This window comes from Acetobacter sp. AN02 (assembly GCF_029759835.1).
Classification (GTDB): Bacteria; Pseudomonadota; Alphaproteobacteria; order Acetobacterales; family Acetobacteraceae; genus Acetobacter.
In genome coordinates, this window is sequence record NZ_JAJJND010000015.1 from 24647 (window position 1) to 38780 (window position 14134).

The window sequence follows — 14134 nt, forward strand, 5'->3', positions numbered from 1 at the left end:
CGTTTCCTCAGACCACCTGAGGCTTGCGGGAGTTTGCGGCCGCCACGAGCTTGCCCCAGCGGATGAGATCCTTCGTGCAGTCCGTGCGCTCAAGTGAGCATTCGATGATGGTCGGGCCCCGTCTGTTGGCCTGCGCCTTTGCGATGGCGTCTGCCAGTTCCGCACCTGTTGTTGCCTTCAGGCCGAGACCGTGACCCTCTCCGGCATTGAACACCTCCATCAGACCGGCATAGTCCCAGTTCTTGATATAGTTGTACGGACCGTCGTGGATGGCGATCTCGATAACATACCCTTTATTGTTGACAAGGAAAATGATCACCGGCAGCTCGTGGCGGACCATCTGGGCCATTTCCTGGGCCGTAAGCTGAAACGAGCCGTCTCCGACCATGAGCAGGTGCTGACGGTTTTCCGATCCGGCCGCGTTTCCGAAAGCGGACGGGACGGACCAGCCGATATGTCCCCACTGCATTTCCAGTTCGACGCGGGCGCCGCCGGGGAGTGCCATGCGGGTGGCGTTGAACCAGGAGTCACCCGTTTCTGCCGTCAGGGTCGTGTCGGGGGTGATGATCGCGTTGATCTGGCGCGTCATCTCGTCATTTGTCAGCGGGGCTGCCGGATCGGCGGCGGCGATTGTCTGCGGTTTGTATGTGCTGTTTTTTGCCGAGGCCGGTTTCGGATCGGCTTCCGCTGCGAGGTGATGCAGGAAGTCCTTCAGGGCCACGCCTTCGAACACCTGGCCTGCGACCGTGACGCATGTCGGGTCTGCGACGAGGACGTTCTCTCCCTTTGGCCAGGCGGTCCAGCCTGCCGTGGAGTAGTCATTGAATACCGGAGCGAGGCAGATCAGGCCGTCTGCTTTCTCGACCAGCTCCTGTGTTCCCGGTGTTGAGACCTCTCCCCAGTAGAGACCGCGATATCCTGCGTGGTCTTCCGGGAAGAAGCTTTTTGCCGCGGCCATGATCGTCACGGCGCAGTCGAGGCGGTCTGCCAGGGCGACGGTTTCTTTCATGGCGTGTGCGGCGCGCAGCTTGCTTCCGACCAGCAGAACCACGTTTTCCCGCGTTTTGAGGAAGTCTTTCGTGGCTGCGACGGCGGCTTTGAGGCTGGCCTGATCGGAGGACGGTCTGACCAGGTGCATCGGGAACGCGCCGGGGCGGGCACATTCCGCGGAGGAGATGTTGCAGGCGATTTCCAGATAGGCCGGTTTGCTCTGCTTCAGGGCTTCCATGATCACGCGGTCGATCTTGGCCGGGGCGGTTGCCGCGTCGGTGATGCGCTCTGCCGCGCAGGTGACGTGGCGCACCATTTCGAGCTGATAGTCGTAGTCCGTGCCGCCGATCGTGTGGTGCAGGACGCGGCCTGAGCCGTAGTCATTGCTGTTGGGGGAGCCTGAGATCAGAATGACCGGCAGGTTTTCCGCATGAGCACCGCCGATGGCGTTCATGGCCGAGATCGCGCCGACGCTGAAGGTCACGACGGCTGCGGCTGCGCCGTTTGCGCGGGCGTAGCCTTCGGCGGAGAAGCCGCAGTTGAGTTCGTTACAGCAGTAGATCTGCTCCAGGCCGTCGGCCTTCAGGAGCTGGTCCAGCAGGACCAGGTTATAGTCACCAGCGACGGCGAAATGCTTTTTCAGGCCGATCTGCACGAGGCGATCCGCGAGATACTGTCCGACTGTGTAGGTCATGAAAAATCTCCGTATGTGGACATCATGGCGCGCAGAATGAGCAGAGGTTCCCATAATGTCCAATATATGGACGCCAACTCATCTATATTTTACAGATATATCAAGATTGCAGGCTTCTCTCAGAACAGTGGCGAACCGGCTGACCAGCGGCTGATGCTGGCCTTTTGAGAACGCGATGGCCAGATCGGCGGAGGGGGCCGGTCCGGAGATGGGGTGAAATGTCACGCCTTCCGCGTGAATCTGCGCGAGAGACTGCGGGACGAGCGATATGCCGAGACCTGCGGCGACCATCGGGACGGTTGCTGCGATCTGCGGGGCTGTCTGCCCCATCAGGGGGGTGAAACCGGCGTTGTGGCAGGCTGACAGGATGGCGTCATGAAAGCCTGGTCCGAGTTCGCGCGGGAACAGGATGAAGGGTTCTCCGGCGAGGTCGGACAACGAAATGTGATCATCTGCGGCGAGCGGATGTCCTTTGGGGAGGGCCACCACGGTCGGTTCTGCCAGGAGGTGGTGGATTGCGATTCCTTCGCTGTCCGGCATGGGGGGGCGGATGATGGCCACGTCCACTTGGCGGGCTGCCAGGGCTTCCTTCAGTGCGGGGGTGTTGCTTTCCTCCAGGAAGACCGTGATTCCGGGCCATGTTTCACGGAATTTCCTGATTGTGAGGGGGATGACCGGCAGGAAGGAGACGGCTCCGGCGAGTCCGACGCGGATCAGGCCGCGTTCGCCGCGTGCCAGGCCCTGCGCGGTTGTGAGGAACAGTTTCTGCATACCGAGAATGGCCTGTGCCTGGGGCAGCAGATCTTCCCCGATCGTGGTGAGGCGTACGCCGCGGCTCAGTCTCTGGAACAGGCGCACGCCGAGTTCTTCCTCGAACTGGCGGATCTGCTGGCTGAGCGGCGGCTGTTCCATGCCGAGCACTTCCGCGGCGCGGGTGAAGCTGCCCTGCTCTGCTATGGCGAGGAAGTAGCGCAGATGTCTCAGTTCCATGACGGCTCTCCGCTTTTGAGGAATGTCTGGCGGAGCCCGGTTCCGAGGATTTCGTCATAGACGCCGAGGGTGGCTGCCTGCATGGAGCGTGTGGTGTAGCGGGCGAGGACATGCTGTCTGGCCTGCCGGCCTGTCTCTTGTCTCTGTTCGTCCGACATCGTCAGAATCTGCCGGATGGCCGTGGCGAGGGCTTCCGCATCATCCGGCGGGATGAGCAGTCCGGTTTTTCCCGGGATTACCGTTTCCCGTGCGGCTCCGTGTGCGGTGACGATCACGGGGCATTCCATGGCCTGGGCTTCCACCACCACGCGGCCGAACGGTTCGGGCCGGAGCGAGGGAACGACCGCAAGCGTTGCGAGGGCGAAGGCGGCGGGCATGTCTGAGCAGTGTCCGGGAAAGCGGACCTGGCTGCTCAGTCCGGCTTGTGCGGCCTGCTGCTGCAGGCGAGCGAGCGAGGGGCCTTCACCGGCGAAGACGCAGACGGTCGGGACCGGCAGGGTTCCGGCGAGGCGGGAGAGGGCCTGCAGGACGATGGCCTGCCCTTTCCAGTCTGTCAGCCGTCCTGGCATCAGGATCACCGGGGCGTTGTCCGGCAGGGTCCAGGCGCGGGCCAGGGCGAAGAGGCGGTCATCCGTGACGGCGCCGGGGCTGAAGCGGTCCGTATCGGCGCCGCGCGGGATGACGCGCAGCCGGTCCGGTCCGGCTCCGTACCGCCCGGCCAGGCGGTCTGCGATATAGTCGCTGATGGCGATTACTCTTTCCCCCGAGACGAGTGCGCCGTTCCAGAGTTTCTTGCCGGGGAAGCCCTCTTTGTGGACGCCGTGCCAGGTGGCGAGGAAAGGCGTTCCGGTACTCCGGCAGGCGAGGCGCGTGATCCAGGCCGGGGCGCGGGATCTGGCGTGGATCAGGCTGACGGTCTCGCGCAGGATCAGCTCCCGGAGGATACGGGTGTTTCTGAGGAGGGAGAGCGGGTCTTTGCGGTCTGCTTCCATCAGGATGTGCCGTCCGCCTGCCTGCTCCACGTCCGGGACCAGCCGCCCGCCCGCGCTTGCCACCAGTGCGGTTCCGCCGCCCCGGACGATGGCTGCTGTCATTTCCACCGTGCCGCGTTCCACGCCCCCAGCGTTTAAGGCCGGGAGAATCTGAAGGATAACAGGCGGTTCGGGAGAATGGGGCATGAGCGGTTTCTATCACGGAATATCCGGCGGCAGAGAGGATGTTTTCTCCGGGAAAGCCGGGGGAGCCTGATCATTCCTCTTGACCGGACGGCTGTGACACGCGCCAATACTGATATTATGACGTTTTCTGTCAGCCTTCGGCATCGTGTGGCCTCTGCCCGCACACGAATTCTCGCCCGCCGGACCGGGGGGGGGCAGCGGGCGCGCATGCGTGTGTTTCCTGTTTTTTCCGCACGGTGCGGCCTGGCTGCTGCGGGGCGCTGGGCTTTGTGTCTTTCGGGGGTTCTGCTGTTTTCTGCGGGGATTGCGGGATGTTCCTCCCTCATTCTTCCTGCGCGTGCGGCTGTCGTGCATCACGAGATAAAGCATGTGAAGAAGCCGATGCCGGCGGTTTTTTCGGAGGCTGCGTGTCTGGCCATGCTGTCCGAGGATCCTGATGGTGCGCGGGATTATGCGGCTTCCGCTGATGCGATGCACACCCGCAGTGCGGCGCATTGCGATGCTCTTGCCCAGATCGAGCTTGGCGATACGCTGACCGGGGCGCAGCGTCTTGATACGCTTGCCCGCCAGCCGCCCCCGGCGCGGCGTGCGGAAGGGGAGGATACGGTTGCCGGGCGTGCAACGATGGCGCGTGAGGCGGCCGAGGCCTGGCTGATGATCCGCGATCCGGCGAAGGCTCTTGATGCGGCCACGCTGTCTTTGTCCCTGCGCCCCGGTGATCTGTCTGCACGGCTTGTGCGGGACCGGGCGCTGCTGTCGCTTGGTCAGGATGCGGAGGCGCTGGCGGATCTGCAGAAGATGGGGCCTGACAAAACGATGCCTGCGGAGGCTTTGGTTCTGCGGGCCGGGGCGGAGCGGAGCCTGAACCGGCTTGCTGATGCCCGGCGGGATATTGATCTGGCTCTTGCACGCAATCCGGAGGATGCCGATGCGCTTGTCGAGCGGGGCGTGATCCGTATGCGGAGCGGCGATATTGCTGGCGCGCGGGGGGACTGGGAGCAGGTTGTCTCCCGCATGTCCGATGAGCCTGCGGCTGATTATGCGAGGCAGGATCTTGCGCTGCTGGATGCGGACCCGGACACGTCCCCTTCCCCATGACGATCCGGCGCATTCTGGTGATCCGGCTTGGGGCTCTGGGTGATTTTATCCAGAGCTTTCCGGCTTTTTCCGCTGTCCGCAGGCATCATCCGGAGGCGGAGATCACGCTGCTGACCACGGCGCCTTTTGTTTCCCTGGCCCGGCTCAGCCCCTGGTTCGATCGTGTTCTGACGGATGATCGTCCGCGCTGGAGTGATCTGCGCGGGCTTCTTGATCTGCGTCGCAGGCTGCGCGGTTATGACCGGATTTATGACCTTCAGACGTCCTCCCGCTCCTCCAGGTATTTTTTTCTGGCCGGGCAGAAAAACTGGTCCGGCATTGCTCCGGGGTGTCTGCTGCCCCATGCCAGTCCCGTGCGGGATCTGATGCATACACGGGCCAGGCAGCGGGACCAGCTCCGGATGGCCGGTATTGCGGAGGTTCCCGAGGCTGATCTTTCCTGGCTTGCGGGAGAAGCGGAGCATGAGGCCGGATTGCCGCCCCGGGCGGTTCTCATTCCGGGTGCGGCGCCGCATCGTCCGGAGAAACGCTGGCCTGCGGATCGTTTCGGAGAGCTGGCCGTGTGGCTGGCCGGGCGCGGGATGCAGCCGGTCATTGCGGGGACGGCTGCCGATACGCCGCTTGCGAAGAGGATCAGGACGCTGTGCCCGCAGGCCCGCGATCTGACGGGGCGGACCTCCCTGCCCGATCTTGCCGCGCTGCTTTCGGGGGCTTCTCTGGCCGTGGGTAATGATACCGGGCCGATGCATCTTGCCGCGGCCATGGGCTGCCCGTCTCTGGTGCTGTTTTCTGCGGGGAGCGATCCGGCTCTGACTGCGCCTCTGGGGCGTGCTCCCGGGCAGGTTGAGGTGCTCAGGGTTGCTGATCTTACGACACTTCCGGTTGAGAGGGTTGCCGGAACACTCTCCCGGCGGCATTAAAAGACCGCGATTCCGTCTCTGAGGAGCGGAGTGTTGCGTTTCACGTTTTTTCACGCTTCCGGGTTATGTAACCGGTCCCGGAACTATAGCGGAGCCCGAATTCCATGCTTGCCATTACCCTGCCTGACGGAACCGTTCGCCAGTATGACGGGCCGGTGACGGGCACGGAAATCGCCGCCTCGATCGGTCCCGGCCTTGCGAAGGCCGCTCTTGCCATCGAGGTGGACGGAAAGCTGCGCGATATCGGCCTGCCTGTTGAGCACGATGCCGCGATCCGTTTTGTTACACGCAAGGATCCTGAGGCGCTGGAGATGATCCGCCATGATGCGGCGCATGTTCTTGCCGAGGCCGTTCAGGCGCTGTTTCCCGGCACTCAGGTGACGATCGGTCCGTCCATCGAGAATGGTTTCTATTACGATTTCTATCGCAACGAGCCGTTCACGCCGGATGATTTCAGCGTCATCGAGGCGAAGATGCAGGAGATCGTCGCTGCGAATGCGCCGTTCACCCGTGAGGTCTGGCCGCGTGATGAGGCGATCGCATTTTTCGAGAAGCGCGGCGAGCGTTTCAAGGCCGAGCTGATCCGTGACCTGCCTGAGGACGAGCAGATTTCGATCTATCGTCAGGGAGAGTGGCTGGATCTGTGCCGTGGTCCGCATCTGCGCGGAACGGCGGATGTCGGCAATGCCTTCAAACTGATGAAGGTTGCCGGGGCATACTGGCGCGGTGATCATCGCAATCCGATGCTGACACGCATTTACGGTACGGCCTGGCGCGATAAAAAGGAGCTGGAGGCTCATCTTTTCCAGCTTGAGGAGGCCGAGCGCCGCGATCATCGCCGTATCGGCAAGGAGATGGATCTCTTTCATATTCAGGAGGAAGCGGTCGGTCAGGTGTTCTGGCATGCCAAGGGCTGGCGTCTTTATACGGCCCTTCAGGACTACATGCGTCGTGTTCAGACCCGTCACGGCTATCAGGAGGTCCGCACTCCGCAACTGGTGGACCGTTCTCTGTGGGAGGCTTCGGGGCACTGGGACAAGTATCGCCACCACATGTTCATTGCGACTGTGGAGGACGAGGACAAGACGCTTGCCCTCAAGCCCATGAACTGCCCGTGTCATGTGCAGATTTTCCGGCATGGTCTGCGGTCCTACCGCGAGCTGCCGCTGCGTATGGCTGAATTCGGAGCCTGTCATCGTTATGAGCCTTCGGGGGCGCTGCATGGCATCATGCGCGTGCGCGGCTTCAATCAGGATGATGCTCATATTTTCTGTACGGAAGATCAGATTGCGGATGAGACCGTCAGCTTCGTGAACATGCTGACGGAAGCCTATCGCGATCTCGGCTTTGAGAGCTTCCGTGTGAAATATGCCGATCGTCCGGAGGCCAGTGCCGGTTCGGACGAGACCTGGGAGAAGGCGCAGAACGCGCTGATCGAGGCCTGCCGTATTGCCGGTGTGGAATACGAATATAACCCCGGCGAAGGGGCCTTTTATGGTCCGAAGCTGGAGTTCGTTCTGCGCGATGCGATCGGTCGTGACTGGCAGTGCGGAACGCTTCAGGTTGATCTGGTCATGCCGGAGCGACTCGATGCGTCCTATATCGGGGAGGACAGTGCCCGGCACAGGCCGGTTATGCTGCACCGCGCGATTCTCGGCTCGTTCGAGCGTTTTATCGGTATTCTGATCGAGCAGTATGCCGGGAAGTTTCCGCTCTGGCTGGCTCCGGTTCAGGTTGTCGTGGCCTCCATCGTCAGTGATGCCGAGGCTTATGCCCATGAGGTTGCCGATACCCTGCGCAGGGCTGGTCTGGTGGTTGAGACCGATGTGCGCAACGACAAGATCAACGCCAAGATCCGTGAGCATTCGCTTGCCAGGGTTCCGGTGATTCTTGTTGTCGGGCGCAGGGAGGCTGAGGAAAAGACCGTTGCGATGCGGCGTCTTGGCGGTGCGGCTCAGGAGATTCTGTCTCTGCAGGAAGCGGTTTCCGGTCTTGCGGCTGAGGCGACGCCACCGGATATTCTCCGCGCCCGTAAAGAGTGATGCCCTGCCCTTTCGGGCGGGCGCGTCTCACATACGTGTCAGAGCCGCCACATGAAGGGCGGTTTTGCTCAGGAGTGCTTGATTTTCGGACAGATCGGGCACACATTGCCGCACACGGAGGCAGTTACATACTTGGCGCTTCCTCTGTCCGGATTGAATAGTTACAGGAGCCTACCATAGCCAGACCACCGCTTCCCGCCCCCGCCAATCGTGAGGGGCCGCGTGTCAACGAGGAGATTCGCGTTCCGCAGGTCCGACTGATTGATCAGGACGGAGAGATGCTGGGCGTGTTTCCGATGCGTGAAGCGCTTGCGCGCGCCTATGGCGAGGGCCTTGATCTTCTTGAGATCAGCCCGAACGCCGAACCCCCTGTCTGCAAGATTCTCGATTACGGCAAGTTCAAATACGAACAGCAGAAAAAGCGTAACGAGACCCGTAAGAAGCAGAAGATCATCGAGATCAAGGAAGTCAAGGTTCGTCCGAATATCGACGAGAATGACTACCAGGTCAAAATGCGCGCCATGAAATCGTTCATCGGTGACGGTGACAAGGTTAAGGTCACGCTGCGTTTCCGTGGTCGTGAGATGGCGCATCAGGATCTTGGCGTGAAGGTTCTTGAGCGCATCCGCACGGACATGGAAGAGGAAGCCAAGGTCGAGCAGATGCCTCGCCTTGAGAACCGTCAGATGGTTATGGTCCTCGCTCCCCGCTGAGCGGGTCCTGGCTGTTTCCGGTTCTGCGCCGCTCTCTCCGGAGGGCGGCGTTTTTTATTGCGGTTCTTCCGGGGATGTCGCGCTCATGGCTTTTATCTTGCGGTGCAGGGTTGAGCGGCTGATGCCGAGCAGTCTGGCTGCAGGGGTGATCTTGCCCTGAGACATGGCGAGCGCGCCTTCTATCACGCTGCGTTCGGCCTCCCGGAAATCGGGGATGCCGGCGGCCTGTGCGCTCAGATCGAAGCTGACGCCTGAGGTGTCTCCTTCCGGCAGGTTCAGCTTTTTTCTCGCGGCCTGCGTGGCTCCGACGATCACACGCGATTCATCGAGCGCCACCATGGGCAGGGAGATGTCGTCTCCGTCGCCCAGCATCACCACGGTCCGGTTATGGAAGGCTTCGAGGAAGCTTCTGCGTTCCAGTCTGCGGGCTGCATCGATCAGCACGGCTTCCATCATTGTTCCGACGCGTCCTGTGGGATCGGGGCGTGTGGAGCTTGCGTCCAGCGTTCCTGCGACTTTTCCGTCCGGTCCGTAGAACGGGACAGCCGTGCAGGTGAGATAGCGCAGGTTCAGCCGCCAGTGATGGTCCATATGGACCGTGACGGGCCGCTCTTCCCTCAGTGATGTTCCGACCCCGTTTGTCCCGACGAGATCCTCTCCCCATCGGGCGCCGGGCCAGAGATGCCATCTCCGGCAGCCTTTCTCGAACGGGGCATCTCCGCGACGCGACACGATGATGCCGTCCGGGTTGGCCAGAAGCACGGTGTAGTCCAGGTTCGAGACGATCCCGTGCAGTCTGTCGAGTTCGGGGTCCGTTGCCTTCATCATGCTGCCCATCTGCTCCCGGACCTGGCGCAGTTCTGCCGGGCACAGCAGCTCTTCGAGCATCCGTCCGCCGGAATCGATCCCGTATGCATCGGCGCATCGCAGCCATGAGGAGCGGAGCCGCTGCGGAATCGCTGCGAGCTGATCGTTGCTGACCGGTCCTGAAGCCATTGCCTGTCTCCATGAGGATGAGCGGATATGTGCGCGGATTATACGCGGGATCAGTAACTGTTATGCGCCACATCTGCGACAGTCTGCCCCCGGGCGTTTCACATGGGCGTGACCATATCCTTACGCATGCTTTACGCCTCCGTGTGGCTGACGCTTCCTGAGGGCGTACGAGGCGGTGGCCGGATGGTTTTTCCGGATGTCGCCTCCGGTGTTCAGACATTCCGGAGAAGAAAAAGATGCAGATCCCACGGGAAGTTCTTCTGCGCTCCTATCGCGCCATGCGGACCATTCGTGATTTTGAGGAGCGCCTTCATGTCGAGTTCGCGACGGGCGAGATTCCGGGCTTCGTACACCTTTACTGCGGTGAGGAAGCGTCCGGCGTCGGTGTCTGTTCGCATCTGAAGGACACGGACACCATTGCGAGCACGCATCGCGGACACGGGCATTGCATTGCCAAGGGTGTCGGCGTGGATGGCATGATGGCTGAGATTTATGGCCGCAGCACCGGTGTCTGCCGTGGCAAGGGCGGATCGATGCATATTGCCGATCTTTCCCTTGGCATGCTCGGGGCGAACGGCATTGTCGGTGGCGGGCCGCCGCTGATCTGCGGTGCGGCGCTGTCTCATAAGGTGCTCAAGGATGGGGGTGTTGCTGTCGCGTTTTATGGTGACGGTGCGTCCAACGAGGGCACGACGCTTGAGAGTCTGAATCTGGCTTCGGTCTGGAATCTTCCTGCTGTCTTCGTTGTTGAGGATAACGGCTATGGCGAGGCGACGGCGTCTTCCTATGCCTGTGCGGGGACGCAGAAGGATCGGGCGGCCGGTTTCGGTATTCCTTATTTTGAGTGTGACGGCACTGACTTCTTTGCGGTTCACGAGACGGCCGGCGAGGCAATTGCCCATGCGCGTGCCGGCAAGGGACCGGCCATGGTCCATGTGCATCTGTCGCGCTGGTATGGCCATTTCGAGGGCGATGCGATGACCTATCGCGCGAATGGCGAGGTGGCGAAGGAGCGGGCCGAGCAGGACTGCCTGAAGAAATTCCGTGAGAAAGTCACTGAAATCAGCCTGCTGGATTCTGCCAGTCTTGATGAGATTGACGCCAGTGTCCGCGATGAGATCGAGCAGGCTGTCATTAAGGCCAAGGCTGCGCCGCTGCCTGAGCCGGAAGCTCTCATGCAGGATGTCTATGTCAGCTACTGAGCGGGCTTTCATCTTTTTTCAGACAACGAAACGGAACAGTTAAGCCATGTCGAAGAAGAGTTTTCGCCAGGCCATCAATGAGGCCCTGCGTCAGGAAATGCGCCGTGATCCGCGTGTCATTCTCATGGGTGAGGATGTCGCGGGCGGTCAGGGCGGCAGTGCGGATAATCCGGATGCCTGGGGCGGTGTGCTCGGGGTGACCAAGGGGCTTTATACGGAATTCGGTGCGGAGCGTGTGTTTGATACGCCCATCAGCGAGGCGTCCTATATCGGGGCTGCGGCCGGTGCGGCGGCCACGGGTCTGCGGCCTGTTGCCGAGCTGATGTTTGTGGATTTCATCGGCTCCTGTCTTGATCAGGTAATGAACCAGGCGGCCAAGTTCCGCTATATGTTCGGCGGAAAGGCGCGCACTCCGCTGGTGATCCGGGCGATGTATGGCGCGGGGTTCTCGGCTGCGGCCCAGCACAGCCAGGCGCTCTATCCCCTTTTCACGCATATTCCCGGTCTGAAGGTTGTCATTCCCTCCTCTCCCTATGAGGCCAAGGGGCTTCTGATCGAGGCGATCCGGGATGATGATCCTGTGATCTTCCTTGAGAACAAGGTGATGTATGACGATGAGGAGGATGTTCCTGATGATTCGTACACCATCCCCTTCGGTGAGGCGAACCTGACGCGTGAGGGGGATGACGTTACGATTGTCGCCTTCGGCCGGATGGTGAATTTTGCCAACCAGGCGGCGGATCGTCTGGAGAAGGAGGGTATTACCTGCACGGTGATTGATCCGCGCACGACCTCTCCTCTGGACACCGGGACGATCCTGGACTGCGTTGCCGAGACCGGGCGTCTTGTGATCGTTGATGAGTCCAGCCCGCGCTGCAACATGGCCACTGATGTTGCGGCTCTGGTGGCTGAGGAGGCGTTTGATGCCCTTAAGGCACCGATCCGTCGTGTGACGCCGCCGCATACGCCGGTTCCGTTCGCTTCGGTTCTCGAAAATCTCTACATGCCCGATCCGGCGCGGATTGAAGCCGCCGTGAAGTCGGTCATGGGTTACAAAGCAAAGCAGGAGGCCTGATACATGGCCGGTACCATTACGCCCGTCACCATGCCGAAATTCGGCCTCGCCATGACGGAAGGCAAGCTTGCGGACTGGCTGGTCAGCCCCGGCGACGCGGTGACTGCCGGTCAGGAGCTTGCCGAGATCGAGACGACCAAGATCACGAACGTCTATGAAAGTCCTGCTGCCGGTACGCTGCGCCGGCAGGTGGCTCCGGCGGGTGAGACCCTTCCGGTCGGTGCGCTGCTTGGCGTTCTGGCCGGAAGCGATGTTTCCGATGCGGAGATCGATGCCTTTATTGAGAAGTTTCAGAGCGAGTTTGTTGCCGGTGATGAGGACGGGGCTGATGAGGCCTCATCCGAGCCTGAGATGCTTGATGTCGGCACCCGGCGTCTTCGCGTTCAGGACACGGGGGCACGCGATGCGGGTGTTCCGCTGCTGCTGATTCATGGTTTTGGCGGCGATCTAACGAACTGGATGCTCAACCAGGGCGATCTGTCCGGCACGACGCGGGTGATTACTTTCGATCTGCCCGGGCATGGTGAGTCCACGAAGGATGTGGGGGACGGCACGCCTGCGATGCTGGCGGCTGTTGCCCGGGATCTTCTGGATGCTCTCGGGATAGACCGCGCTCATATCGGCGGTCATTCGATGGGCGGGGCGGTTGCGCTTGAGCTTGCCAGGCTTGCGCCTGAGCGGGTGGCGTCCCTTTCCCTGATTGCTCCGGCTGGTCTGGGGAAAACGATCAATCAGGAGTTTATCGACGGTTTTATCACGGCTGATCGTCGCAAGACCTTGGAGCCGGTTCTGCAGCTTCTGGTTCATGACAAGGGGCTTGTCTCACGGCAGATGGTTGAGGGCATTATCCGCTTCAAGCGTCTGGACGGTGCCGTTGCTGGCCTGACCACACTGGCGAAGGCAAGTTTCGAGAACGGGCAGCAGAAGGAAAATCTTCGTCCGCTTCTCGAGGCTTACAAAGGGCCGGTTCAGGTTCTGTGGGGAGCTGAGGACGAGATCCTTCCCGTCAGCGGGAGCGAGGGTCTGCCTTCGGAGGTTCCTGTCAGCATTTTCCCCGGCACGGGACATATGCCGCAGCTGGAAAAGGCGGCTGAGATCAATGCAAAGCTGAAGGATTTTGCTGCGAAATCCTGAGGGCTGCCGCTACCTGCGACGTTCCGGGCTTTCAGGGCCGGAGCGTTGCGGGGCTGGCGGTTGTCTGAAGTTCATGGATTCTACCGGAATTTCTGATTCTTATGTAATTTCTTCTTAAATTTTATGAATATTTTCAAAATTATATAAAAGATAAGTTATTATATTTCCTCACCAACATAAAAATTAAATACAAAATAAATAATCTAGATTTTTTCAATTTAAGATAATGTTTTAATCTCCATTTTTGTAAAATTATACATAAATTGGTTAAAGGAAATTTTCTATATCAATTTTTACTTAAATACAAATCCCACTGCATATTTTTATAAAATTGAAACGAGATTACGTTTGAATTCTTTATAAAGGCATTAGAAAAAAAATCCCCTCCTATCGCCACATGTGGATAGATACCAATTTCTCCCAATATAATTGAATCTATTATATTATTTTTTTTGATATCAATCAGGTATATATAAAGAAGGGTATCAAAGTCATCATATGTTAAAAATATAATATTTTTCCCCCACCACTTAACACAACATTCTACTTTATTTCCAAATACCTCTATATTTTCTACACCGCCGATGACAGAAACATAAATTTTATCTACTCCCCCGGACTGACCGAAATAGATTTAATATTTATTTCTTTCATATCGAGTTATCCTACAACCATAAAAATTGTGTTGTATATTCATACAGAGAAGATGATAACTTTCCACCAGCCAAACCACCTGCGGCGCCTAACCCAATTCCACCGAAAATACCTCCGACAAGACAAGCTCCCGCCTCAGTAAATTCACCTACCACGGGAATAACTAGCTGTTTGGTCCCGGAATTTGATGGTGCGGATTATGTATGAACCTTGATGGTTCTTTTTCCCATTGCTGACAAATGAATTCGTATGGCGTGAGGCCGCGCAGGGTCTTGAGCCTGCGGGCGAAATTGCAGGCGGCAACGCAGTCAGCGAGGTGTTGACGCAACTGGTCATGCGTTTCGTAGTAGAAACGCTTGACGGTGGCGTCCTTGATCGTGCGGTTCATCCTCTCGACCTGGCCATTCGTCCAGGGATGTCGCGGCTTTGTCAGCCGATGCTCGATATC

The 14134-nt window shown here is 59.6% G+C and carries 12 protein-coding genes; 7 read left to right on the forward strand and 5 right to left on the reverse strand.

Annotated elements, in window-relative coordinates; all coding sequences use genetic code 11:
* Window positions 1-7: 7 nt before the first annotated feature.
* The 3 genes from LOC54_RS03180 to LOC54_RS03190 form a co-directional block, all read right to left on the reverse strand.
* Window positions 8-1684 (reverse strand): alpha-keto acid decarboxylase family protein, encoded by a 1677-nt coding sequence (locus tag LOC54_RS03180; RefSeq protein ID WP_279312380.1) that lies wholly within the window; start codon window positions 1682-1684, stop codon window positions 8-10.
* 78 nt (window positions 1685-1762) lie between these two features.
* Window positions 1763-2674 (reverse strand): LysR family transcriptional regulator, encoded by a 912-nt coding sequence (locus tag LOC54_RS03185; RefSeq protein ID WP_279312381.1) that lies wholly within the window; start codon window positions 2672-2674, stop codon window positions 1763-1765.
* Window positions 2665-3852 (reverse strand): glycosyltransferase family 4 protein, encoded by a 1188-nt coding sequence (locus LOC54_RS03190; RefSeq protein WP_279312382.1) that lies wholly within the window; start codon window positions 3850-3852, stop codon window positions 2665-2667. Before LOC54_RS03190 ends, LOC54_RS03185 begins: the two co-directional genes overlap by 10 nt.
* A 117-nt stretch (window positions 3853-3969) precedes the next feature.
* On the opposite strand from LOC54_RS03190, the gene LOC54_RS03195 reads away from it, so the two are divergent.
* From LOC54_RS03195 to infC, 4 genes are all read left to right on the forward strand, one after another.
* Window positions 3970-4950, forward strand: coding sequence for a hypothetical protein (locus tag LOC54_RS03195; RefSeq protein ID WP_279312383.1), 981 nt, complete (start codon window positions 3970-3972; stop codon window positions 4948-4950).
* The gene (locus LOC54_RS03200) at window positions 4947-5870 is read left to right on the forward strand and encodes a glycosyltransferase family 9 protein (RefSeq protein WP_279312384.1); all 924 of its coding nucleotides are present in this window, start codon (window positions 4947-4949) and stop codon (window positions 5868-5870) included. Before LOC54_RS03195 ends, LOC54_RS03200 begins: the two co-directional genes overlap by 4 nt.
* A 104-nt stretch (window positions 5871-5974) precedes the next feature.
* A complete protein-coding gene (thrS, locus tag LOC54_RS03205; protein ID WP_279312385.1) occupies window positions 5975-7912 on the forward strand; it encodes a threonine--tRNA ligase in 1938 nt (645 codons plus the stop codon).
* A gap of 176 nt (window positions 7913-8088) precedes the next feature.
* Window positions 8089-8625, forward strand: coding sequence for a translation initiation factor IF-3 (infC, locus tag LOC54_RS03210; protein WP_279312392.1), 537 nt, complete (start codon window positions 8089-8091; stop codon window positions 8623-8625).
* 54 nt (window positions 8626-8679) lie between these two features.
* Here infC and LOC54_RS03215 read toward each other — a convergent pair whose 3' ends face one another.
* The gene (locus LOC54_RS03215; RefSeq protein ID WP_279312386.1) at window positions 8680-9621 is read right to left on the reverse strand and encodes a helix-turn-helix domain-containing protein; all 942 of its coding nucleotides are present in this window, start codon (window positions 9619-9621) and stop codon (window positions 8680-8682) included.
* Window positions 9622-9857: 236 nt separating this feature from the next.
* Between LOC54_RS03215 and LOC54_RS03220 the strand changes: the two genes are divergently transcribed.
* From LOC54_RS03220 to LOC54_RS03230, 3 genes are read left to right on the forward strand one after another with little or no spacing between them, the layout of a single operon-like run.
* Complete coding sequence (locus LOC54_RS03220; protein WP_279312387.1) at window positions 9858-10823, forward strand: thiamine pyrophosphate-dependent dehydrogenase E1 component subunit alpha; 966 nt, start codon at window positions 9858-9860, stop codon at window positions 10821-10823.
* A gap of 46 nt (window positions 10824-10869) precedes the next feature.
* Window positions 10870-11898: an alpha-ketoacid dehydrogenase subunit beta gene (locus LOC54_RS03225; protein WP_279312388.1), complete on the forward strand. Its 1029-nt coding sequence runs from the start codon at window positions 10870-10872 to the stop codon at window positions 11896-11898.
* Between the two features lie 3 nt (window positions 11899-11901).
* On the forward strand, window positions 11902-13032 hold the full coding sequence (locus LOC54_RS03230) for an acetoin dehydrogenase dihydrolipoyllysine-residue acetyltransferase subunit (protein WP_279312389.1): 1131 nt from the start codon (window positions 11902-11904) through the stop codon (window positions 13030-13032).
* Between the two features lie 817 nt (window positions 13033-13849).
* Here LOC54_RS03230 and LOC54_RS03235 read toward each other — a convergent pair.
* On the reverse strand, window positions 13850-14134 hold a 285-nt coding region (locus LOC54_RS03235; RefSeq protein WP_279312390.1), incomplete at its 5' end, for an integrase core domain-containing protein.

Coding starts and splice junctions, on each gene's coding strand:
- LOC54_RS03200 (WP_279312384.1), top strand. CDS start 4,947: ATGACGATCCGGCGCATTCTGGTGATCCGGCTTGGGGCTCTGGGTGAT.
- LOC54_RS03185 (WP_279312381.1), bottom strand. CDS start 2,674: ATGGAACTGAGACATCTGCGCTACTTCCTCGCCATAGCAGAGCAGGGC.
- thrS (WP_279312385.1), top strand. CDS start 5,975: ATGCTTGCCATTACCCTGCCTGACGGAACCGTTCGCCAGTATGACGGG.
- LOC54_RS03195 (WP_279312383.1), top strand. CDS start 3,970: ATGACGTTTTCTGTCAGCCTTCGGCATCGTGTGGCCTCTGCCCGCACA.
- LOC54_RS03215 (WP_279312386.1), bottom strand. CDS start 9,621: ATGGCTTCAGGACCGGTCAGCAACGATCAGCTCGCAGCGATTCCGCAG.
- LOC54_RS03225 (WP_279312388.1), top strand. CDS start 10,870: ATGTCGAAGAAGAGTTTTCGCCAGGCCATCAATGAGGCCCTGCGTCAG.
- LOC54_RS03180 (WP_279312380.1), bottom strand. CDS start 1,684: ATGACCTACACAGTCGGACAGTATCTCGCGGATCGCCTCGTGCAGATC.
- LOC54_RS03220 (WP_279312387.1), top strand. CDS start 9,858: ATGCAGATCCCACGGGAAGTTCTTCTGCGCTCCTATCGCGCCATGCGG.
- LOC54_RS03190 (WP_279312382.1), bottom strand. CDS start 3,852: ATGCCCCATTCTCCCGAACCGCCTGTTATCCTTCAGATTCTCCCGGCC.
- LOC54_RS03230 (WP_279312389.1), top strand. CDS start 11,902: ATGGCCGGTACCATTACGCCCGTCACCATGCCGAAATTCGGCCTCGCC.